This window comes from Lutimaribacter saemankumensis, from assembly GCF_900100005.1.
Taxonomy (GTDB): domain Bacteria; phylum Pseudomonadota; class Alphaproteobacteria; order Rhodobacterales; family Rhodobacteraceae; genus Lutimaribacter; species Lutimaribacter saemankumensis.
On record NZ_FNEB01000007.1, the window covers coordinates 42,058 to 62,275 of the forward strand.

Here is a 20,218-nt window from a genome sequence, read left to right on the forward strand (position 1 = left end):
TTAACCCTCCTTCTCGCGCTGTTTCTGTTCGTTGCGCTGGAACAGGATGATCGGGATGATCAGGATCAGCAGCAGCACGACCGCCACGGCGCTGGCCACCGGCCAGTCGCGGTTGTTGAAGAATTCTTCCCACAACACCTTGCCGATCATCAGCGTGCCCGATCCGCCCAGCAGCGAGGGGATCACGAATTCACCGATGGCAGGGATGAAAACCAGAAAACAGCCCGCGATGATCCCCTGTTTCGACAGCGGGATTGTCACCAGCCAGAAGGCCGACAACCGCGAACATCCCAGATCCTCGGCGGCCTCCAGCAAAGAGCCATCCAGCTTTTCCAGGGTCGCGTAGATCGGCAGGATCATGAAGGGCAGGTAGGTGTAGATGATGCCGATATAGACGGCGACATTCGTGTTCAGGATCGTCAGCGGCTGGTCGATCAGGCCGATCCAGGTCAGGAACTGGTTCAGCACCCCCTCGTTCGACAAGATGCCCATCCAGGAATAAACCCGGATCAGAAAGCTGGTCCAGAATGGCAGGATCACCAGCATCATCAGCGTCGGCCGCCAGTGATCCGGCGCCATCGCCATGCCATAGGCGATGGGATAGCCCACCAGCAGTGTCAGGAAGGTGGACAGCGCCGCGATCTGGAGCGAGCTGAGATATGCCTTCCAATACAGGTCATCCGTGGTGAGGAAGGTGAAATTCTCGAAATCGAGCTCGGCGAAGAACGCCTTTATCCCCGCCCAGCCTTCCGCGAAATCCAGTGTGGGCACATAGGGCGGGATCGCCATCGCCACATCCGACAGGCTGATCTTGAGCACGATCAGGAACGGGATCAGGAAAAGCGCCAGCAGCCAGAGATACGGCACCGATATGAGGATCAGCCGCCGCATGCCTCAGCTCTCCAGCAGCACGGGGGCGGTGTCTGTCCAGCTGAGCCAGACGTTGTCTTCCCATGTCAGGCTGCGGCGCGACAGGCGGCGGGTGTTTGCGATCTGCGCCTTCATCATCGTGCCGTCCGCCAGCTTGACGTGATAGGTGCTGAGATTGCCCAGATAGGCGATGTCGATGATCTGCCCCTGCACCTTGTTGGCGGCGTCTGTGGGCTCTTCGGCCGAGATCCCCACCTTTTCCGGGCGGATCGCCAGGAAACATTTCTGGCCAGGCGCAAAGGTCTTTTCGGTTTTCACATGCAGGATCGGCTGCCCTTCGGCCCAGGTTATGTCATAGCCGTCGGCGGACGGGTTCGCCGCCCCTTCGATGATGTTCACGTCGCCGATGAAATCGGCCACGTAGACCGAATTTGGCTGCTCGTAGATCACGGCCGGTGTTGCGACCTGCACGATGCGGCCTTCGTCCATGACGGCGACACGGCTGGCAACGGTCATCGCCTCTTCCTGGTCATGAGTGACGATGACAAATGTGGTGCCGGTCTTTTCCTGGATATCCACCAGCTCGAACTGGGTGTCCTGCCGCAACTTGGCGTCCAGCGCCCCCAGCGGTTCGTCCAGCAGCAGCAGCTTTGGTGCCTTGGCCAGGCTTCGCGCCAGCGCCACGCGCTGCCGCTGGCCGCCTGAAATCTGGTGCGGCTTGCGCTTGGCGAAGCGTTCCAGCCGCGTCAGGCGCAGCATTTCGGTGACCCGTGCGTCGACCTTGTCCTTTTCCATACCTTCGCGTTTCAGGCCGAAGGCGATGTTTTCCCACACCGAAAGATGCGGGAAAAGCGCATAGGATTGGAACATCATGTTCACGGGCCGCTTGTTCGGCGGCACGCCCGCCATGTCCTGTCCGGCGATCAGGATCTGGCCTTCGGTCGGGGTTTCGAACCCTGCCAGCATCCGCATCATCGTGGTCTTGCCGCAGCCGGACGGGCCGAGCAGCGCGAAGAATTCGCGCGCATAGATGTCCTGGGAAAGATTGTCGATCGCAGTGAAGTCACCGAACCGCTTTGTCACGTTTCGGAACTGGATCAGGGGTTTTTCGTTGGGGTCGTCCCAAGGGGCAAAGACGGTTTGAGCCATTCCCGGTCCTTGTCAGAGAAAGGCCCGCGCCGGGTAGGGCGCGGGCCGGGAAATCAGGGATTAGATGCCCGATTTGATCTTGGTCCAAAGGCGCGTCAGCGTGCGCTGTTCCTTGGGGCCGAACGGAGTGACGGTGTACAGGTTTTCCAGCGCCGCCTCGTCGGGATAGATCGCGGTGTCGCCGATCACGTCCTCTTCGAGGAACTCCTGCGATGCCTTGTTGCCGTTCGCGTAGTAGACGTAGTTCGACGCAGCCGCCATGTTCTGCGCGTCCATGATGAAGTTCAGGAACGTATGCGCAGCATCGGGGTTCGGTGCGTCGACCGGGATAGCCATCTGGTCGAACCACATCAGCGCACCCTCGCTCGGAGCGTTGTAGACGATTTCGACGCCGTTTTCGGCTTCGGCTGCACGGTCGCGCGCCTGCAGGATGTCGCCCGACCAGCCGAATGCCACGCAGATATCGCCGTTTGCCAGCGCGTTGATGTATTCCGAGCTGTGGAATTTCTGCACATACGGGCGGACGGCCATCAGGATTTCTTCGGCCTTGGCAAGCGATTCATCGTCCTTGGCGTCCGGGTCCATACCGGCATAGGCCAGCGCGGCGGGGATCATTTCGGTCGGGGCGTCCAGGAAGTGCACGCCGCATTCCTGCAGCTTTTCCATGTTCGCCGGGTCCATGATCAGCGCAAGGCTGTTCACCGGGGCGTCTTCGCCCAGAACTTCCTGCACCTTGCCTATGTTGGCGCCGATGCCGGTCGTGCCCCACATGTAGTTGATCGAGTATTCGTTGCCCGGATCATAGGTCGCGGTGCGCTTTTCGATCACGTCCCACATGTTGTCGATGTTCGGCAGCTTCGACTTGTCCAGCTTCTGGAACGCGCCGGCCATGATCTGACGCTGCAGGAAGGTGCCGGTGGGCACCACCACGTCATAGCCCGAGCCGCCGGCCAGCATCTTGGTTTCCAGAACCTCGTTGCTGTCGAACACGTCGTAGATCAGTTCGATGCCGGTCTCCTGCTCGAATTTTTCGAGCAGCGCCTCGTCGATATAGTCGGACCAGTTGTAAACGCGGACCTCTTCTGCAGCCGCGGCTCCTGCCAGCAGGGCGCAGGCGGCGGTCATGGTCATCAAGCGTTTCGTCATGTGTTTTCTCCCGTTGGTCGTGGATCTTTCGTCCTTGACCTGAAATTTGATCATATCTTGCCCATTCGGACAATATGGAAATGTTTTCACGACACCGCTAAACTCGCAAGAGAGCGCGCACAGCAGCCAAGGGAAATCCGCCGATATGAATGATTTGGCCCAGAAAACAGGCGTCTCCGGGATTGGGGGCGCCGGTGTTCCGGCGCATCAGGTGATCTATGGTCAACTGCGCGAATTAGTGCTTTTTGGCGAGATTGCCCCGGGTGAAGCCGTCACGATACAAGGTCTTTGCACGCGATTGGGGGCCGGCATGACCCCTGTGCGCGAGGCGATCCGCCGGCTGATTTCTGAAGGTGCGCTTCAGTTCCAGGGCAATCGCCGGGTAACGGTTCCACAGCTTACAGCCGCCAACGTGGCCGAGATCATTTTCGCCCGACAATGGCTGGAATCGCACTTGGCCTTGCGGGCGACGGAACGGGCCACCGCCGACGATCTCGCCGATCTGGCGCGGATCGACTCGGCCCTGGATTCAGCCATCGAGCGCGGCGAGCTGCATGCCTATCTGCGGCAGAATTATCTTTTCCACCAAAGGATTTACCAGATCGCTGACGCGCCCATCCTGGCCGAGATGGCCGAACGTCTGTGGCTGCGTTTCGGCCCATCTTTGCGGGTGATGATCGGTCGCGTCGGTACGCAAAACCAACCCGACAAACACCGCGCTCTGATGGATTGCATGCGCACCGGCGATGCCGAAGGCGCCGCCCGTGCGATGCGCGAAGACATGCTGCAAGGCATGGAGCATATCCGCGCGATGCTGGAGCGCGCCGCTCAGAACAAGTGATTCGATTGACAGCCTCGGATTTGATCATATTCTGGCAGAAACGCGCGTAACGCGCCCGAACCTTCCCGAATCGAGGCCGTCATGACCCAGATCACGAACCATATGCCGACAGCAGAGTTGCAGGCGCTGGACGCCGCGCATCACATGCATCCCTTTTCCACCCAGGGCGATCTTGCCGCGCGTGGTGCGCGGGTCATTACCCGCGCCGAGGGTGTGTGGATTCACGACAGCGAAGGCAACAAGATCCTGGACGGGATGGCGGGGCTCTGGTGCGTAAACATCGGCTACGGCCGCGACCGTCTGGCCGACGTCGCCGCCCGCCAGATGCGCGAACTGCCCTATTACAACACCTTCTTCATGACGACGCACATCCCCGCCATCGCGCTTAGCCAGAAACTGGCGGAAATCGCGCCCGGCGATCTGAACCATGTGTTCTATGCCGGGTCGGGGTCCGAAGCGAACGACACGAACATCCGGATGGTGCGCACCTACTGGGCCGAGATGGGCAAGCCGGAAAAGAGCATCATCATCAGCCGCAAGAACGCCTATCACGGGTCGTCCATCGGCAGCGGCAGCCTGGGTGGCATGGCGCCGATGCATGCGCAGGGCGGGCTGCCCATTCCCGGTATCCACCATATCGACCAGCCGAACTGGTGGGCCGAGGGTGGCAACACCTCACCCGAAGAGTTCGGCCTTGAACGGGCGCGGCAACTGGAACAGGCGATTGCGCATTACGGTGCCGACAAGGTCGCGGCGTTCATCGCCGAGCCCGTGCAGGGCGCGGGCGGCGTGATTGTCCCGCCCGAAACCTACTGGCCGGAAATCCAGCGCATCTGCCGCGAGAACGATATCCTGCTGATCGCCGACGAGGTGATCTGCGGTTTCGGCCGCACGGGCAACTGGTTCGGATCGCAAACCGTGGGCTGGCAGCCCGACATCATGACCATCGCCAAGGGCCTGTCCTCGGGTTACCAGCCGATCGGCGGGTCGATCGTGTCCGACCGCATCGCCGACGTTATCGGCAAGTGCGAGTTCAATCACGGCTACACCTATTCTTCCCATCCCGTGGCCGCCGCGGTCGCGCTGGAAAACCTGCTTATCATGGAAGAGGAAAACATCGTCGGCCATGTCCGCGACGTGATCGGCCCGCACATGGCCGAGAAATGGCAGGCCCTGACCGATCACCCGATGGTGGGCGAGGCCAAGATCGTGGGCATGATGGGGTCGATCGCACTGACCCCGCACAAGGAAAGCCGCGCCCGATTCGCTGCCGACCCCGGGACCGTGGGCTACATCACCCGCGAACGCTGCTTTGCCAACAACCTGGTGATGCGCCACGTCGGCGATCGCATGATCATCAGCCCGCCGCTGGTGATGCAGCCCGACGAGGCCGACATCCTGATCGAACGCGCCTGGAAATCGCTGGACGAGGCGATGGCCCAGGTCAAAGAACAGGGTCTGTGGGTCGCCGCGAGCTGACGCAGCGCGCGGTTATTCCTTGACGAAAAGCTGGCGGGGACGGTTGCAGAACGTCTCTGCCGGGCCTTCGTCGGTGATCAGGATCGATTCCGTGATCTCCAGCCCCCAGTCGGACATCCACAGACCGGGCATGAAATGGAAGGTCATGCCCGGCTCCAGAACGGTTTCGTCCTCCGAGCGCAGGGAAATCGTGCGCTCACCCCAGTCCGGGGGATAGGACAGGCCGATCGGATAGCCGCAGCGCGCGCCCCGCTCGATGCCTGCCTTGGTCAGTGCCGCCCCCAGCGCTTCGGCGATGTCGCAGGCACGGTTGCCTGCGCGCGCGGCATCAAGCCCGGCCTCAAGCCCCTCGATCAGGGCCTCTTCGGCATGGCGCACTTCGTCGGGCGGGGTGCCCAGCCAGACGGTGCGGCAGAACGGCGTGTGATAGCGACGATAGACCCCGGCCAGCTCGAAGAACGTGCATTGGTCATACTGCATCTGGTCGCCGTTCCAGGTGATGTGCGGGGCGCTTGCATCCGCACCTGACGGACACATGGGCACGATCGCGGGGTAGTCGCCCCAGTCGTCGCCGACGCCTGTCAGCGCATCGTTATAGATCGCGGCGACAAGTTCGTTCTTGCGCAGGCCGGGGCGCGCGCGGGCGATGGCGCCGTCGATCATGGTTTCCGCGATCCTTGCGGCGCGGCGCATGAACCCGATCTCTTCGTCGGACTTGATCGCGCGCTGCCAGTTCACAAGGCCCGTCGCGTCGACAAGGGTCGCCCGGGGCAGCGTCGCCTCAAGCGTCATGTGCGCCTTGGCAGAATAGTAATAGTTCTCCATCTCCACGCCGATGCGGGCAGTCTCGCCGCCCAGTTCCGCCAGAAGGGCGCCCAGGTGCTGCATCGCGTGGCGTTCGGTGGATTGCACGAAATGGTCGGGATAGGGGCGGATGTTGTCCTCGGTCATCCAGACGGTGCGGCGCGCGCCATTGCCGTCCATGCCGCGCCCCCACCAGATCGGATCGCCGTCTTTTCGCAGGATCACACCCTGGTGCACGTAAAAAGACCATCCATCATAGGCCGTGAGCCATGCCATGTTGGATGGATCGGTGACGAAAAGGATGTCGATCCCCGCCTGCTCCATCGCCTGGCGCGTCTTGGAAATGCGACGCGCGTATTCCTGAGGGCTGAAGGGGATGTCCTTTTCAGTCATATGGTCCTCGTCTTTAAATGTTGCCACAGGGTCGCTTTTGACAAATCCGATTGAACGATTCTGGGCCAGAAACGACGGTGCACGCGTCTTTTGCACCATCCTGCAGCGCGGATTCCAAGACCTATGGCGACTCTTTGGGCATCTGCCGCATGTTTGAACAGAAAATCGCAATGCGCTGTTGCAACACTGGCCAAGGTTGGGTTTAGTCGTTGCCGAATAAAACAAGCAGGCCGACCTGCGAAACAAAAAACGGGGAGCCGATTTGGCTGACGTGAATCGTGACGATGCGTTCGTGGTTTTTGACCGCGTGCAGAAAAGCTATGACGGCGAAACGCTTGTCGTCAAAGACCTGAACCTTTCCATGCCGCGTGGCGAATTCCTGACAATGTTGGGTCCGTCGGGATCGGGCAAGACGACATGCCTGATGATGCTGGCCGGTTTCGAAACCGCCACACATGGCGAAATCCTTCTGGGTGGAAAGCCGATCAACAACATCCCGCCGCACAAGCGCGGGATCGGCATGGTGTTCCAGAACTACGCTCTGTTCCCGCACATGACGGTTGCCGAGAACCTCAGCTTTCCGCTCGAGGTGCGCGGCATCGACAAATCCACGCGCGAGGGAAAGATCAAGCGCGCGCTGGACATGGTACAGATGGGGCAGTTCGGAAACCGCCGCCCCGCGCAGCTTTCGGGCGGGCAGCAGCAGCGGATCGCACTGGCCCGCGCGCTGGTTTTCGAACCCGAGCTGGTGTTGATGGACGAACCTCTGGGCGCGCTCGACAAGCAGCTCCGCGAACACATGCAGTTCGAAATCACCAGACTGGCGCACGAGCTGGGCATTACCACGGTCTACGTGACGCACGACCAGACCGAGGCGCTGACGATGTCGGACCGCGTCGCCGTGTTCGACGATGGCCGCATCCAGCAGCTTGCGGCCCCCGACACGCTGTATGAAGAGCCGCAAAACAGCTTTGTGGCCCAGTTCATCGGCGAGAATAACACGCTCGAGGGCGTTATCACGGCGATCAAGGGCGACCTTTGCGAGGTCAAGCTGGACAGCGGCGAGATCATCGACGCCAAGCCGGTGAACGTGTCCGAAGTCGGCCAACGCACGCGCGTTTCGATCCGGCCCGAACGTGTCGAAATGAACAGATCCCGCCTTCAGGCCGGTGCCCATACGCTCAAGGCCGAAGTGCTCGAGTTTATCTACATGGGTGACATCTTCCGCACCCGTCTGCGTGTTGCCGGAAACGAGGATTTCGTCGTCAAGACGCGGAACGCACCTGACCAGGTCCGCACCGAACCGGGCCAGCAGATCGAAATCGGCTGGCTTCCGCAGGATTGCCGCGCGCTTGATGCGTAGGCGGTAACAAGGCTTCGCGCCCCGAAAAGGGGGCGCGATCACTTCGGGGGGCGGATGGTCAGCCCGTCACGCCGCCTCCGACACAATCAACACGGGTAACTATTGGGAGTTATGAAATGAAACTTAAAACAGCTCTTATGGCGACGGCTTTGGCCGGTGTCGGCTTTGCCGCACAGGCCCAGGAAGTCACCGTAATGTCCTGGGGTGGCGCGTACACCAAAAGCCAGGTCGAAGCCTATCACAAACCCTTCACCGCCGAGACCGGCATCAAGGTGAACTCGGTCGACGCCGACAACCCCGCCACGCCGATCAAGGCGCAGGTCGAGGCCGGCAACGTGTCGATCGACGTGGCCGACGTGGAATTCTCGGACGCCGTCCGCCTGTGCGACGAAGGCCTGCTTGAGACGATCGACGTCAGCATGCTGCCGGCCGCGCCCGATGGCACCCCGGCCACCGAAGACTTCATCGAAGGCGCGCTGCAGGATTGCGCTGTCGCCAACATCGTCTGGTCGACCGTGATGGCCTATAACAGCGAAAACGTGGACGGCACGCCGACCTCGATCGCGGATTTCTTCGACACCGAAAAGTTCCCGGGCAAGCGCGGCCTGCGCAAGTCGGCCAAGGCGACCCTGGAAATGGCCCTGATGGCAGACGGTGTACCTGCGGGCGAAGTCTATGACGTTCTGGAAACCGACGAAGGCATCGACCGTGCATTCGCCAAGCTCGACACCATCAAGGACGACATCGTCTGGTGGGAAGCTGGCGCACAGCCGCCGCAACTGCTGGCAGACGGCGAAGTCGTGATGTCGACCGCTTACAACGGCCGTATCTTCAACGCAGCCGTTGGCGAAGACCAGCCGCTGGAAATCGTCTGGGACGGTCAGATCCTCGACTTCGACCTGTTCGTGGTTCCCAAGGGCGCACCGAACAAGGACGCCGCGATGAAGTTCATCGCCTTCTCGACCGACACGCAGCGCCTGGCAGATCAGGCAAGCTGGATCAGCTACGGCCCCGCGCGCAAGTCGTCGGGTGACCTGGTGGGCCTCTATTCGGACGGCAAGACCGAGATGGCGCCCCACATGCCGACCGCTGCAAAGAACCTGGAAAACGCTCTGGTCAACAACTTCGAGTTCTGGGTCGATATGGACGCTGAACTGAACGAGCGTTTCAACGCCTGGCTGGCGCAGTAATCCGGCCTCACGGCCCCGGCCCACAAGCCGGGGCTGCATGAACAAGAGGCGGGCCGCCAAAGGCCCGCCCAACCAACCGGACAGGGTGTGACAGTGACATGACCGACGCGACCGCAAACGGAAAGCCGCAGATGCTGACCACGGCGGATGGCAAGCCGCTCAAAGAGGCGCTGAACCGCGCCCAGGCGCGCGCAAGACGCAAGGCTTTCTTGCTGGTTCTGCCGCTGCTCGCCTTTATCCTCATCACCTTCGTGACGCCGATCGCGCAGATGCTGCACCAGTCGGTCTACAACGAAGGCTTCGTCATGCACGAGGATATCGGCTCGGGTGAACGCACCCCGATCATGACGAATATCAAGACGTGGTTCGATGAGAACCCCGCCGGTACCGAACCGAACGAAGAGGCGTTTGCCGCCCTTCACAAGGATTTCCTTTTGCTGCGCGAATTGCGCGCTCCCGGCCAGGCCGGTACGCGCGTGAACTATGAACGCGGCGGATCGCGGTCGATGTTCACCAAGACAGCCCGTCGGGCCGAGCGAATGGAAGCGCCCTACATGGAAGCGTTCCTGGACGTCGATGAAGAATGGACCGACCCGGAACTCTGGCGCGTGATGCGTGACGCCTCCTCTGCCTACACGTTCAACTTCTACCTGGCGGCGCTGGACCGCACCAAGAACGTCGACGGCGAGATCGTGAATGTCGATGAAAACCGCCAAATCTACGTCAAGCTTTTTGCGCGCACATTGTTCCTGTCGGTTCTCATCACCTTTCTGACCTTCCTGCTGGGCTATCCGATCGCGCATCTGCTGGCCACGCTGCCGCTGCGCTATTCCAACCTTCTGATGATCTTTGTGCTGCTGCCGTTCTGGACATCGCTGCTGGTGCGAACGACCAGCTGGATGGTGCTTTTGCAAAGCCAGGGCGTGGTCAACGATGCGCTGGTCGGCATGGGCCTTCTGGGCGACGATAACCGGCTGCAGATGATGTACAACCAGATCGGCACCGTGGTTGCGATGACGCATATCCTGCTGCCGTTCATGGTGTTGCCGCTCTATTCGGTGATGCGGCCGATCAACCCGTCCTATGTGCGCGCCGCGCGCAGCCTGGGCGCAACCAGCTGGACAGCCTTCCGCCGGATTTATTTCCCGCAGACCGTGCCAGGGATCGGCGCGGGGGCGCTGCTCGTCTTCATCCTGGCGGTCGGGTATTACATCACGCCCGCCCTTGTGGGTGGCGCCGATGGTCAGCTGATTTCGAACCTGATCGCCTTCCACATGCAGAATTCGCTCAACTGGTCGCTCGCCGCCGCACTGGCCGCGCTGCTGCTTGCGGGCATTCTGATCCTGTATTGGCTCTATGATCGCCTGATCGGCATCGACAACCTGAAGCTGGGGTAAGACATGGCACTTCCAAATCACGCCTCTACGCTCGAACGGGTCTGGCACTACGCGTATCTCGTGATCTGCGGACTGATCTTTCTGTTCCTGATCGCGCCGATCCTCGTGGTGATCCCGCTCAGCTTCAACATCGAGCCGTATTTCACTTTCACCGAAAAGATGCTCAAGCTGGACCCGACCGGCTATTCGATGCGCTGGTACGACCTGCTGCTGACCTTCGGCATGCTCGAGCCCGAGGCCCCGCGCGACGCAAGCTGGTGGGCGGATGCATGGGCCAACGCGAACTGGATCAACGCGGCCAAGAACTCGATCATCATCGGCTTTTTCTCGACGATTATCGCCACCGGCCTTGGCACGGTTGCGGCGCTGGGCCTGTCGCGGCCCGAAATGCCGTATCGACGTGCGATCATGGCGACACTGATCTCGCCGATGATCGTGCCGATCATCATCGTGGCGACTGGCCTGTTCTTTTTCTACTCGCGTATCGGCATCCAGGACTGGGGCATCCCCTATCTCGGCGTGATCCTGGCCCACGCAACGCTTGGGATTCCGTTCGTGATCATCACCGTCACCGCAACGCTGGTGGGCTTTGACCACTCTCTGACGCGCGCGGCGGCCAACCTGGGCGCCGATCCCGTCACCACGTTCCGCCGTGTGCAGATGCCGCTGATCATGCCCGGCGTGATTTCCGGTGCGCTGTTCGCCTTTGTCACCTCGTTCGACGAGGTGGTTGTCGTGCTGTTCGTCGGTGGCCTGGATGAACAGACGATCCCGCGCCAGATGTGGAACGGTATCCGCGAACAGATCAGCCCGGCGATCCTGTCGGTTGCGACCATTCTGGTGATCGTGTCGATCGTGTTGCTGACCGTTGTCGAACTCTTGCGCCGCCGGTCCGAACGCCTCCGCGGGATGAGCCCGAGCTGATGCAAATCGCTGGACGTATTGCCATCGTTACCGGCGGGGCGCAGGGCATCGGCGCGGCCTTGGTGCGCGCCCTCAAGGATGCCGGCGCGGCCAGGGTGATCAGCGCCGATCTGCGCGAGCATGAGACCGATGGGGCAGACGAGTGTGTTGTCTGCGACGTGTCGCGGCAAGATGCGATCGAGGCGATGATCGACCATGTCGAAACGACGCACGGACCGGTTGACCTGATGTGCTCCAACGCGGGCATCCTGACCGGCAAGGACAGCACGTTCGACAACATCGCCTTTGCCGAAACCGAGGTCTGGGATCAGGCCTGGGCGGTCAATGTCATGGCCCATGTTCATGCAGCCAGGCATCTGATTCCGAAGATGAAATCGCGCGGCGGCGGATATTTCCTCCATACCGCGTCGGCGGCTGGTTTGCTGAACCAAGTCGGCAGCGCGGTCTATGGGGTAACGAAACACGCCGCCGTTGGTTTCGCCGAGGCGCTGGCCTTTGGGCATCGCGATGACGGGATCGGTGTCAGTGTGTTGTGCCCTCAGGGCGTCGATACGGAAATGGTGCGCGACGCCGAGAACAATCCGGCCGTTCTGGATGGCATCCTTCCGCCCGCGCAGGTGGCGCAGGAATGTATCGAAGCCATTGAAAGCAATCGTTTTCTTGTGCTGCCCCATAAGGAAGTGGCAGCCTACATGAAAGTGAAAGCCGAAAACTACGACCGCTGGATCGCTGGCATGGCCAAGCTCCAGCGCGCCATGAAACCCGAAAGCTGACGACCATGGGCGAGGCGGAAACCTACAAGTCCAAGATGCAGGCGGTGCAAAAGGCGCATCGTGAAAAGCAGCAGGAATTGCGCGATCCCGACAAGGGTCTGGTTCTGGTAAATACCGGAAATGGCAAGGGAAAATCGTCTTCGGCCTTTGGTGTGGCGATCCGGGCTTTGGGCTGGAAGCAGCGTGTTGGGGTGGTCCAGTTCGTCAAGGGAACGTGGATCACCGGTGAGCGCCAGTTTTTCGAACGTCTGGGCCAGATCGACTGGTTCATGATGGGCGAGGGTTTCACCTGGGACACGCAGGACAAGGAACGCGACCGCCTGGCCGCCGAAGCGGCCCTGGAAAAGGCCGCGTCGATGCTGGCCAGTGGCGACTATGACCTTGTTATCCTTGATGAAATCAACATCTCGCTAAGGTATGGCCAGATCAGTTCCGAGGCCGTCATCGCGGCCCTGGATGCGCGCGACGCACGCACTGGGGTGATCCTGACGGGACGGGACGCGCCGGTGGAAATCTGCGATTATGCCGATTTGGTGTCTGTCATCGAAGAGGTGAAACACCCCTACAAAGCCGGAATCAAGGCGCAGCGAGGCGTCGATTTCTGAGCCTTTGCATATTCAAGCGGCGCTTAAATATGCAAAACCCGCGCGATTGGCCCGCAAAACCGCGCGGTTTTCACAACAGGTTTGGACGCGCGCGTTTCGACGTCCGGCGGCGGCCAAATCCGACCGAACCAAAGCCGATCAAACCCGCGACCAGCAGCCCGACACTCGCAGGTAGCGGAACCGGTGAAATCGGCGGTGTGTCCCGCTCCACCACGGCCGCTTCCGCATCTTCGACGGCGGTCGGGAGTTGGGACGTCGATACCTGCAACAAGCCCGCGTCGAAATTCGAGCCGACACCCGGGGCCGCCGCGATCAATCCCGCAAGAGAGCTGACAGGCGCGGTGGTGTTGCCATTGAAAGAAAGCTGCAGTTGACGCCGTTCAATCGCTGCGGTGGCCGGATCGTCGATGTTTTCATACAGCACGAAAGACAGGATGCCGTCATTCTTCTGCACCGACGCGCCGCTGTCGCCTTCGCCGGTTTCGCCATCGCCCAGAAAGCTGAACGACGGCGCGGCGCCGACCGGTGTCACAACGACATAGTAACTGAGCAGGTTGTAAGTGATTGCGCTGCTGATGTTCGCCTTGACCGACATCGTATCGACGACGACCGTGCCCTGAAACACCGCATTGTCGAAAGCGTCGTTCAGCGTCAGGCCCTCGTCCGACAGCGAACCGCTGATGTTGAACGCGACCGGGGCCGAGAAAGCGGGAACCGCCATTGCGACGGTGAATAGGAAAGAACTGATACAGCGTTTCATCACAACACCCATGTTTCCGTTGCTGCCGGAAGGCTGCAAAAGCGGCACCGTCAGGCGGCCCAAATCTCATGTTCCGTGTTGGCGGGTCAATTTGATTTAGGATGACCTTGCGGAAGGCCGGGCGACCCCGACCGTTGCCAAGAAAAAACCCCGCCGACGGACGGCGGGGGCGTACTGGTTTCAGCAATTGTCCTGGCGGGGCTTAGCTGCGCACGAGCTTTTCGTAATCTTCCGCGATTTCGCGGGTCAGCGCGCCGACTTCGAAGTTGTAGTCGCCGATCTGGCCGACTGGTGTGACTTCGGCAGCGGTGCCGGTCAGCCAGCACTGTTCGAACCCTTCCAGTTCGTCGGGCATGATGTGGCGTTCGATCACGTTGATGCCCTTGTTCCTGAGCATGTCGATCACCGTCTGACGCGTGATGCCGTTTAGGAACGCGTCCGGCGTCGGGGTATGCACCTCGCCATTCTTGACGAAGAAGATGTTCGCCCCGGTCGCCTCGGCCACGTAGCCGCGGTAATCCATCATCATCGCGTCCGAACAGCCCTTGGCCTCGGCCGCGTGCTTGGACATGGTGGCGATCATGTAGAGCCCGGCGGCCTTGGCCTGGCTGGGCGCGGTTGCCGGGTCGGGACGGCGCCATTTCGCGATGTCCAGCTTGGCGCCTTTCATCTTGGCGTCACCGTAGTAATTGCCCCAGGACCAGACCGCCACGGCCATGCGGACCGGGTTGCGCGCGGAGGCGACACCCATGTCTTCGCCCACGCCGCGCCACGCGAATGCGCGGACATAGGCGTCGGTCAGGCCGTTGGCCTTGAGCGTCGCCTCTTTCGCGGCTTCGATCTCGTCCACGGTGTAGGGGATTTCGAAATCGATGAGGCGGCCGGATTGCAGAAGCCTTTCCGAATGTTCGCGGCTTTTGAAAATCTTGCCGTTGTAGCAGCGCTCACCTTCGAAGACCGAGCTGGCGTAATGCAATGCGTGGGTCAGCACATGCACTTTGGCCTCGCGCCAGTCCACCAACTGTCCGTCCAGCCAGATCTTGCCGTCGCGATCGTCATAGCCCGCCATTTTTTCTCTCCTTCGGCTCAAGCTTTTCATAAATTGCGCAGTAAACGTCCGAACCGGACATAAAATTACGCAAAAACTGCGATTCGCTACCAGTTACGTCTTGGAATGTCAACAAGGCTGACTTAAACTGCCCGTCAAAACAGGCACAGGGTGTATGCCCGAAAGGGGGGTAAATGTCGGACCCGTCCACTGGTGAAAACCTGCTCTACCTCACGGATGAACAGCTCAGGCAAGGAATCGAGGCGATGTTCTTTGCCTACCGGGGGTTCACCGCCGATCCCGACCGCATCCTGGCCGACATGGCCTATGGCCGGGCGCATCATCGTGCGGTCCATTTCATCAACCGTGCGCCGGGTACGACCGTCAACAACCTTCTGGCCATTCTCGGGGTGACCAAGCAATCGCTGAACCGCGTGTTGCGCACGCTGATCGAAGACGGGCTGGTGGAAAGCCGGGTCGGCAATGCCGACAAGCGCGAACGCCACCTGTATCTGACCGATGATGGCCGGGCCCTGGAGCAACGCCTTTCCGATGCGCAGAGGGCACGGATGCGTGCGGCCTATCGCGCGGCTGGCCCGCAGGCTGTCGCCGGGTTCCGCCAGGTGCTTGAGGCGATGATGGACCCCGACATGCGCCGCAGATACCTTGCGTTGAAGGAGAGCGGTTCATGAGCGATATCGACGCCCATCTTCTGATCGTCGACGATGACGAGCGGATCCGCACGCTGCTTGCCAAGTTCCTGATCAAGCACGGGTTCCTTGTATCGACGGCGCGGGATGCCGCCCACGCACGGCGATTGCTGGAGGGGCTGGAATTCGACCTGATCGTGATGGACGTGATGATGCCGGGCGAGGACGGGATCAGCCTGACGCGGGCGATCCGCGAAACCGCGGCGACGCCGATCCTTTTGCTGACCGCCAAGGGCGAAACGCAGGACAGGATTACCGGGCTGGAGGCCGGGGCGGACGATTACCTGCCCAAGCCTTTCGAGCCGCGTGAGTTGCTGTTGCGGATCAACGCGATCCTGCGGCGGATGCCGGAACCGGAACCCGACAGCACGGTGCCGAAAGTTCTGCATCTGGGATCGATCCGCTATGACATCGAGCGGGGCGAGCTGTGGCATGGGCAAGACCCAGTACGGCTGACCGCCACGGAAAGCCAGCTGATGCGGATCTTTGCCGCGCAGCCGGGTGAACCGATCAGCCGCACCAAGCTGGTCGAGGATCTGGGCCGGGGCGGGGCCGCCGGTGGCGGGCAGGCGCAGGAACGCGCGGTCGACGTGCAGATCACGCGGTTGCGCCGCAAGATCGAACAGGATCCGAAACAGCCGCGCTACCTCCAGACGGTGCGCGGCGCGGGCTATATGCTGGCGCCGGATTGATCCTTGTTCGTCGGCATCGCCCGTGGCACGGTCTGCCTTCGGCGAGAGTATTTTCAGCAAGATGAAGACAAGGGAACAAGATGGGAACCGCGCTTTACTGGCATGACGATTGCCTGGGCCATGTGACCCCGGATGGGCACCCCGAGCGGGTTGCGCGGCTGGAACATATCCGTGCGGCGCTGGCGGACATGACAGGACTGGACCGGCGCGAGGCGCCGCTTGGCGGGGACGAGTTGATCCTGCGCGGGCATCCGCAATCCTATCTCGACAAGATCGATTCGTCCGAACCGGAAAGCGGTTTCGTGACGTTGGATTCCGACACTCACATGTCGAACGGTTCGGTGGCGGCGGCGCGGCGCGCCGTCGGTGGTGCGATCGCTGCCGTCGACGCGGTGATGGCGGGAGAGGTCACCAACGCCTTTGTCGCGACGCGCCCGCCTGGCCACCATGCCGAGCGCAGCACGCATATGGGGTTTTGCCTGTTCGGCAACGTCGCGCTGGCCGCGAAACATGCGATGGAGGTGCATGGCCTGACGCGCGTGGCGGTGGTGGATTTCGACGTGCATCACGGCAACGGCACACAAGACCTGCTGTGGGACGAGGCGCGCGCGCTGTTCTTTTCCAGCCACCAGATGCCGCTTTGGCCGGGCACGGGGGCGCCGAAAGAAAAAGGTGCGCATGGCCAGATCGTGAACCTGCCGCTTGCGCCGACGACAGGCGGGGCGGAAATGCGCGCGGTTTATGACGAACATGTCTTCCCGCGTATCGACGCTTATGCGCCCGAACTGCTGCTGATCTCGGCGGGGTTCGACGCGCATCGCGCCGACCCGCTGGCCAACCTGAACTGGGAGGTCGAGGATTTCGTCTGGCTGACGGAAAACCTGTGCGACCTGGCCGAGAAACATTGCGGGCGCCGTGTGGTATCGGCGCTGGAAGGCGGCTATGACGTAGAGGCGTTGGCGGCCAGCGTGGCCGCCCATGTCACGGTTCTGAAGGAGAAGGGCGCATGACAGACAAACCCGTAGCCGAAATGAGTTTCGAAGAGGCGATGCGCGCGCTGGAAGAGGTCGTGGGCAAGCTGGAACGCGGCGACGTTCCGCTGGAGGAGTCCATCACGCTCTATGAGCGCGGGGCCGAGCTGAAGAAGCGCTGCGAGACCAAGCTGAAGGAAGCCGAGGAAAAGGTCGCGGCGATCACGCTGGACGGCGACGGCAATCCGACGGGCACGACCCCGGTCGAGGGGATGTAAGCCTTGCTCGACCGGGCGCGCCAGGACGTGGCGGACCGGGTGCAGGCGCATCTGGATGCTGCGATCGGTCAATATGGCGGCGTGGTGGCCGATGCGATGGCCTATGCCAGCCGGGGCGGCAAGCGCCTGCGCGCGCTGTTCGTGGCGGAAGGGGCGCGGTTGCATGGGATTGTGCCCGGGCACGCGATCTGGCCCGCCGCCGCGATCGAGGCGCTGCACGCCTACAGCCTGGTGCATGACGATCTGCCCTGCATGGACGACGACGACGAACGGCGCGGCATGCCAACCGTTCACAAGCAGTGGGATTACGCAACCGCCGTTCTGGCCGGGGATGCGCTGCAGACCCTCGCCTTTGAACTGGTGAGCGATGCCCGCGGCCATCCCGATGGGGCCGTGCGCGCCGACCTGGTGTTGAGCCTCGCGCGCGCCAGCGGGGCGGGGGGCATGGTTTTGGGGCAGGCGTTGGACATCGCCGCCGAAACCGCCGAGTCGCCGCTGACGCTGGAACAGATCACTGCATTGCAGGCAGGAAAAACCGGGGCCCTGATCACGTGGTCGGCCTGTGCCGGGCCATTGATGGCACGTGCCGATCAGCAGCCGATGAAAACCTATGGCGATTGTATCGGGCTGGCCTTTCAGATCGCCGATGACGTGCTGGACGTCGAGGGCGACGCCGACAAGCTGGGCAAGGCCGTTGGCAAGGATGCTGCGGCAGGCAAGGCGACCTTTGTTTCGCTTCTGGGGCTCGATGCGGCCAAACGACGTGCCGCCGACCTGGTGACCGAGGCGTGCGACGCCCTATCTGGATACGGTGAAGAGGCTGAAACCTTGCGGCAGGCCGCGCGCTTCGTTATTGCGCGCGAAAGCTGAGCCAACCCCCGGGAGGGGTGCCAAGATGAGTGACAGACCGCAAACCCCGCTGTTGGACACGATCCACGCGCCTGCCGACCTGAAACGGTTGTCGGATGCGCAGCTGCGCCAGGTCGCGGACGAGCTGCGCGCCGAAACGATTTCGGCGGTCAGCGAAACCGGCGGGCATCTGGGTGCGGGTCTTGGCGTGATCGAATTGACGGTCGCGTTGCACAGCGTGTTCGACACCCCCCGCGACAAGCTGATCTGGGACGTGTCGCATCAATCCTATCCGCACAAGATTCTGACCGGCCGGCGCGACCGTATCCGCACCCTGCGCCAAAAAGGCGGTTTGTCGGGTTTCACCAAGCGGTCGGAATCTCCCTACGATCCGTTCGGGGCGGCGCACAGTTCGACCTCGATCAGCGCGGCGCTGGGTTTTGCCGTGGCGCGCGATCTGGGCGGGTCGATCGAAACCGGGCTGGGTGATGCAATCGCGGTGATCGGTGACGGCGCGATGAGCGCGGGCATGGCCTTTGAGGCGATGAACAATGCCGGCCACCTGAACAAGCGCGTGTTCGTCATACTGAACGACAACGAAATGAGCATTGCGCCACCTGTCGGTGCGCTGTCGTCTTACCTGTCGCGCCTGTATGCGGGCGAGCCGTTCCAGGAATTCAAGGCCGCGGCGAAGGGCGCGGTCAGCCTGTTGCCCGAACCGTTCCGCGAGGGCGCCAAGCGCGCCAAGGACATGCTCAAGGGCATGGCGGTCGGCGGCACGATGTTCGAGGCGCTGGGCTTTTCCTATGTCGGCCCGATCGACGGGCATGACATGGACCAGTTGCTGCCTGTGCTGCGCACCGTCAAGGCGCGGGCCACCGGGCCGATGCTGATCCATGTTCTGACGAAAAAGGGCAAGGGGTACGCCCCGGCCGAACGCGCCGACGACAAGGGTCATGCCACGGCGAAATTCGACGTGGTGACGGGCGAACAGAAAAAGGCGCCGTCCAACGCGCCAAGTTATACCTCGGTCTTCGGGCGCACGCTGACCGATATGGCGGCCGAGGATTCGCGCATCTGCGCCGTTACCGCCGCGATGCCGGGGGGCACGGGGCTGGACCTGATGGCGGAACGCTACCCAAGCCGGGTGTTCGATGTGGGGATCGCCGAACAGCATGGCGTGACCTTTGCCGCCGCGTTGGCGGCTGGGGGCATGCGGCCGTTCTGTGCGATGTATTCGACGTTCCTGCAGCGCGGGTATGACCAGGTGGTGCATGACGTGGCGATCCAGCGCCTGCCGGTGCGGTTCGCAATCGACCGCGCTGGGCTGGTGGGCGCGGATGGCGCGACCCATGCCGGCAGCTACGATATCGCCTATCTTTCGAACCTTCCGGGGTTCGTGGTGATGGCCGCGGCGGACGAGGCTGAACTGAAGCATATGATCGCCACGGCCGCCGCGCATGACGAAGGGCCGATCGCGTTCCGCTATCCGCGTGGCGAAGGGTCAGGCGTGACCATGCCCGAGCGCGGCGAGGTTCTGGAAATCGGGCGTGGCCGGATGATCCGCGAAGGCAGCCGCGTTGCGATCCTGTCCTTCGGCACGCGTCTGGGCGAGGTGATGAAGGCCTGCGAGGCGCTCGAGGCGCGCGGCGTATCGCCCACTGTGGCCGACGCGCGTTTCGCCAAGCCGCTGGACCGCGACCTGATCCTGCAACTCGTGGCCGATCACGAGGCGCTGATCACCATCGAGGAAGGCGCGGTAGGCGGGTTCGGCAGCCATGTCGCGCAATTGCTGGCCGAGGAACAGGTGTTCGACCACGGTCTGAAATTCCGCTCGATGGTGCTGCCCGACATATTCATTGATCAGGCCAGCCCTGCCGACATGTACGCAGTGGCCGGGCTGAATGCCGCCGACATCGAAGCCAAGGTATTGGAGACACTTGGCGTCGAGGTGATGGGCAAGCGGGCCTAGGACG

At 62.0% G+C, this 20,218-nt stretch carries 20 protein-coding genes; 14 read left to right on the forward strand and 6 right to left on the reverse strand.

What is annotated here, in order from left to right; all coding sequences use genetic code 11:
- From BLT50_RS13330 to BLT50_RS13340, 3 genes are read right to left on the reverse strand one after another with little or no spacing between them, the layout of a single operon-like run.
- A complete protein-coding gene (locus BLT50_RS13330) occupies positions 1 to 891 on the reverse strand; it encodes an ABC transporter permease subunit (protein WP_090029205.1) in 891 nt (296 codons plus the stop codon).
- Between the two features lie 3 nt (positions 892 to 894).
- Complete coding sequence (locus BLT50_RS13335; RefSeq protein WP_090029206.1) at positions 895 to 2,019, reverse strand: ABC transporter ATP-binding protein; 1,125 nt, start codon at positions 2,017 to 2,019, stop codon at positions 895 to 897.
- A gap of 60 nt (positions 2,020 to 2,079) precedes the next feature.
- Positions 2,080 to 3,165 (reverse strand): polyamine ABC transporter substrate-binding protein, encoded by a 1,086-nt coding sequence (locus tag BLT50_RS13340; RefSeq protein WP_175491474.1) that lies wholly within the window; start codon positions 3,163 to 3,165, stop codon positions 2,080 to 2,082.
- A 145-nt stretch (positions 3,166 to 3,310) separates the two neighbouring features.
- On the opposite strand from BLT50_RS13340, the gene BLT50_RS13345 reads away from it, so the two are divergent.
- Positions 3,311 to 4,006 carry a GntR family transcriptional regulator gene (locus BLT50_RS13345; protein ID WP_090029208.1) on the forward strand — a complete coding sequence of 232 codons (696 nt, stop codon included), beginning with the start codon at positions 3,311 to 3,313 and terminating at the stop codon, positions 4,004 to 4,006.
- A gap of 81 nt (positions 4,007 to 4,087) precedes the next feature.
- Positions 4,088 to 5,485, forward strand: a complete 1,398-nt coding sequence (locus tag BLT50_RS13350) for an aspartate aminotransferase family protein (RefSeq protein WP_090029209.1) — start codon at positions 4,088 to 4,090, stop codon at positions 5,483 to 5,485.
- Between the two features lie 12 nt (positions 5,486 to 5,497).
- Here the strand turns inward: BLT50_RS13350 and BLT50_RS13355 are convergent, their stop codons facing one another.
- Positions 5,498 to 6,682, reverse strand: a complete 1,185-nt coding sequence (locus BLT50_RS13355) for a M24 family metallopeptidase (protein ID WP_090029391.1) — start codon at positions 6,680 to 6,682, stop codon at positions 5,498 to 5,500.
- 271 nt (positions 6,683 to 6,953) lie between these two features.
- On the opposite strand from BLT50_RS13355, the gene BLT50_RS13360 reads away from it, so the two are divergent.
- From BLT50_RS13360 to cobO, 6 genes are all read left to right on the forward strand, one after another.
- Positions 6,954 to 8,045, forward strand: a complete 1,092-nt coding sequence (locus BLT50_RS13360) for an ABC transporter ATP-binding protein (protein ID WP_425433970.1) — start codon at positions 6,954 to 6,956, stop codon at positions 8,043 to 8,045.
- Positions 8,046 to 8,161: 116 nt separating this feature from the next.
- The gene (locus BLT50_RS13365; RefSeq protein WP_175491475.1) at positions 8,162 to 9,235 is read left to right on the forward strand and encodes an ABC transporter substrate-binding protein; all 1,074 of its coding nucleotides are present in this window, start codon (positions 8,162 to 8,164) and stop codon (positions 9,233 to 9,235) included.
- A gap of 98 nt (positions 9,236 to 9,333) precedes the next feature.
- Positions 9,334 to 10,632 (forward strand): ABC transporter permease, encoded by a 1,299-nt coding sequence (locus BLT50_RS13370; RefSeq protein ID WP_245723390.1) that lies wholly within the window; start codon positions 9,334 to 9,336, stop codon positions 10,630 to 10,632.
- 3 nt (positions 10,633 to 10,635) lie between these two features.
- Positions 10,636 to 11,556, forward strand: a complete 921-nt coding sequence (locus tag BLT50_RS13375; protein ID WP_090029212.1) for an ABC transporter permease — start codon at positions 10,636 to 10,638, stop codon at positions 11,554 to 11,556.
- Positions 11,556 to 12,329: an SDR family NAD(P)-dependent oxidoreductase gene (locus BLT50_RS13380; protein ID WP_090029213.1), complete on the forward strand. Its 774-nt coding sequence runs from the start codon at positions 11,556 to 11,558 to the stop codon at positions 12,327 to 12,329. The genes BLT50_RS13375 and BLT50_RS13380 overlap by 1 nt, the downstream gene beginning before the upstream one ends.
- Before the next feature lie 5 nt (positions 12,330 to 12,334).
- Entirely contained in the window at positions 12,335 to 12,934 is a 600-nt protein-coding gene (cobO, locus tag BLT50_RS13385) for a cob(I)yrinic acid a,c-diamide adenosyltransferase (RefSeq protein ID WP_090029214.1), read from the forward strand.
- A gap of 70 nt (positions 12,935 to 13,004) precedes the next feature.
- On the opposite strand, the gene BLT50_RS13390 is transcribed toward cobO, so the two are convergent.
- The gene (locus tag BLT50_RS13390; protein ID WP_175491476.1) at positions 13,005 to 13,655 is read right to left on the reverse strand and encodes a VPLPA-CTERM sorting domain-containing protein; all 651 of its coding nucleotides are present in this window, start codon (positions 13,653 to 13,655) and stop codon (positions 13,005 to 13,007) included.
- A 241-nt stretch (positions 13,656 to 13,896) separates the two neighbouring features.
- Entirely contained in the window at positions 13,897 to 14,763 is an 867-nt protein-coding gene (locus BLT50_RS13395; RefSeq protein ID WP_090029216.1) for a branched-chain amino acid aminotransferase, read from the reverse strand.
- A 173-nt stretch (positions 14,764 to 14,936) separates the two neighbouring features.
- On the opposite strand from BLT50_RS13395, the gene BLT50_RS13400 reads away from it, so the two are divergent.
- The 6 genes from BLT50_RS13400 (at position 14,937) to dxs (ending at position 20,214) form a co-directional block, all read left to right on the forward strand.
- Positions 14,937 to 15,434, forward strand: a complete 498-nt coding sequence (locus BLT50_RS13400; RefSeq protein WP_090029217.1) for a MarR family winged helix-turn-helix transcriptional regulator — start codon at positions 14,937 to 14,939, stop codon at positions 15,432 to 15,434.
- Positions 15,431 to 16,144 (forward strand): response regulator, encoded by a 714-nt coding sequence (locus BLT50_RS13405; protein WP_090029218.1) that lies wholly within the window; start codon positions 15,431 to 15,433, stop codon positions 16,142 to 16,144. The genes BLT50_RS13400 and BLT50_RS13405 overlap by 4 nt, the downstream gene beginning before the upstream one ends.
- 80 nt (positions 16,145 to 16,224) lie before the next feature.
- Positions 16,225 to 17,154 carry a histone deacetylase family protein gene (locus BLT50_RS13410; RefSeq protein WP_090029219.1) on the forward strand — a complete coding sequence of 310 codons (930 nt, stop codon included), beginning with the start codon at positions 16,225 to 16,227 and terminating at the stop codon, positions 17,152 to 17,154.
- Positions 17,151 to 17,393, forward strand: coding sequence for an exodeoxyribonuclease VII small subunit (locus BLT50_RS13415; RefSeq protein WP_090029220.1), 243 nt, complete (start codon positions 17,151 to 17,153; stop codon positions 17,391 to 17,393). Before BLT50_RS13410 ends, BLT50_RS13415 begins: the two co-directional genes overlap by 4 nt.
- Positions 17,394 to 17,396: 3 nt before the next feature.
- Positions 17,397 to 18,263, forward strand: a complete 867-nt coding sequence (locus BLT50_RS13420) for a polyprenyl synthetase family protein (RefSeq protein WP_425433964.1) — start codon at positions 17,397 to 17,399, stop codon at positions 18,261 to 18,263.
- Between the two features lie 25 nt (positions 18,264 to 18,288).
- The gene (dxs, locus tag BLT50_RS13425) at positions 18,289 to 20,214 is read left to right on the forward strand and encodes a 1-deoxy-D-xylulose-5-phosphate synthase (RefSeq protein ID WP_090029221.1); all 1,926 of its coding nucleotides are present in this window, start codon (positions 18,289 to 18,291) and stop codon (positions 20,212 to 20,214) included.
- Positions 20,215 to 20,218 lie beyond the last annotated feature (4 nt).

What these genes read in the sequence shown, in the direction of transcription:
- BLT50_RS13330 (WP_090029205.1), bottom strand. Translation starts at nt 891, where the DNA reads ATGCGGCGGCTGATCCTCATATCGGTGCCGTATCTCTGGCTGCTGGCG.
- BLT50_RS13335 (WP_090029206.1), bottom strand. Translation starts at nt 2,019, where the DNA reads ATGGCTCAAACCGTCTTTGCCCCTTGGGACGACCCCAACGAAAAACCC.
- BLT50_RS13340 (WP_175491474.1), bottom strand. Translation starts at nt 3,165, where the DNA reads ATGACGAAACGCTTGATGACCATGACCGCCGCCTGCGCCCTGCTGGCA.
- BLT50_RS13345 (WP_090029208.1), top strand. Translation starts at nt 3,311, where the DNA reads ATGAATGATTTGGCCCAGAAAACAGGCGTCTCCGGGATTGGGGGCGCC.
- BLT50_RS13350 (WP_090029209.1), top strand. Translation starts at nt 4,088, where the DNA reads ATGACCCAGATCACGAACCATATGCCGACAGCAGAGTTGCAGGCGCTG.
- BLT50_RS13355 (WP_090029391.1), bottom strand. Translation starts at nt 6,682, where the DNA reads ATGACTGAAAAGGACATCCCCTTCAGCCCTCAGGAATACGCGCGTCGC.
- BLT50_RS13365 (WP_175491475.1), top strand. Translation starts at nt 8,162, where the DNA reads ATGAAACTTAAAACAGCTCTTATGGCGACGGCTTTGGCCGGTGTCGGC.
- BLT50_RS13370 (WP_245723390.1), top strand. Translation starts at nt 9,334, where the DNA reads ATGACCGACGCGACCGCAAACGGAAAGCCGCAGATGCTGACCACGGCG.
- BLT50_RS13375 (WP_090029212.1), top strand. Translation starts at nt 10,636, where the DNA reads ATGGCACTTCCAAATCACGCCTCTACGCTCGAACGGGTCTGGCACTAC.
- BLT50_RS13380 (WP_090029213.1), top strand. Translation starts at nt 11,556, where the DNA reads ATGCAAATCGCTGGACGTATTGCCATCGTTACCGGCGGGGCGCAGGGC.
- cobO (WP_090029214.1), top strand. Translation starts at nt 12,335, where the DNA reads ATGGGCGAGGCGGAAACCTACAAGTCCAAGATGCAGGCGGTGCAAAAG.
- BLT50_RS13390 (WP_175491476.1), bottom strand. Translation starts at nt 13,655, where the DNA reads ATGGCGGTTCCCGCTTTCTCGGCCCCGGTCGCGTTCAACATCAGCGGT.
- BLT50_RS13395 (WP_090029216.1), bottom strand. Translation starts at nt 14,763, where the DNA reads ATGGCGGGCTATGACGATCGCGACGGCAAGATCTGGCTGGACGGACAG.
- BLT50_RS13400 (WP_090029217.1), top strand. Translation starts at nt 14,937, where the DNA reads ATGTCGGACCCGTCCACTGGTGAAAACCTGCTCTACCTCACGGATGAA.
- BLT50_RS13405 (WP_090029218.1), top strand. Translation starts at nt 15,431, where the DNA reads ATGAGCGATATCGACGCCCATCTTCTGATCGTCGACGATGACGAGCGG.
- BLT50_RS13410 (WP_090029219.1), top strand. Translation starts at nt 16,225, where the DNA reads ATGGGAACCGCGCTTTACTGGCATGACGATTGCCTGGGCCATGTGACC.
- BLT50_RS13415 (WP_090029220.1), top strand. Translation starts at nt 17,151, where the DNA reads ATGACAGACAAACCCGTAGCCGAAATGAGTTTCGAAGAGGCGATGCGC.
- dxs (WP_090029221.1), top strand. Translation starts at nt 18,289, where the DNA reads ATGAGTGACAGACCGCAAACCCCGCTGTTGGACACGATCCACGCGCCT.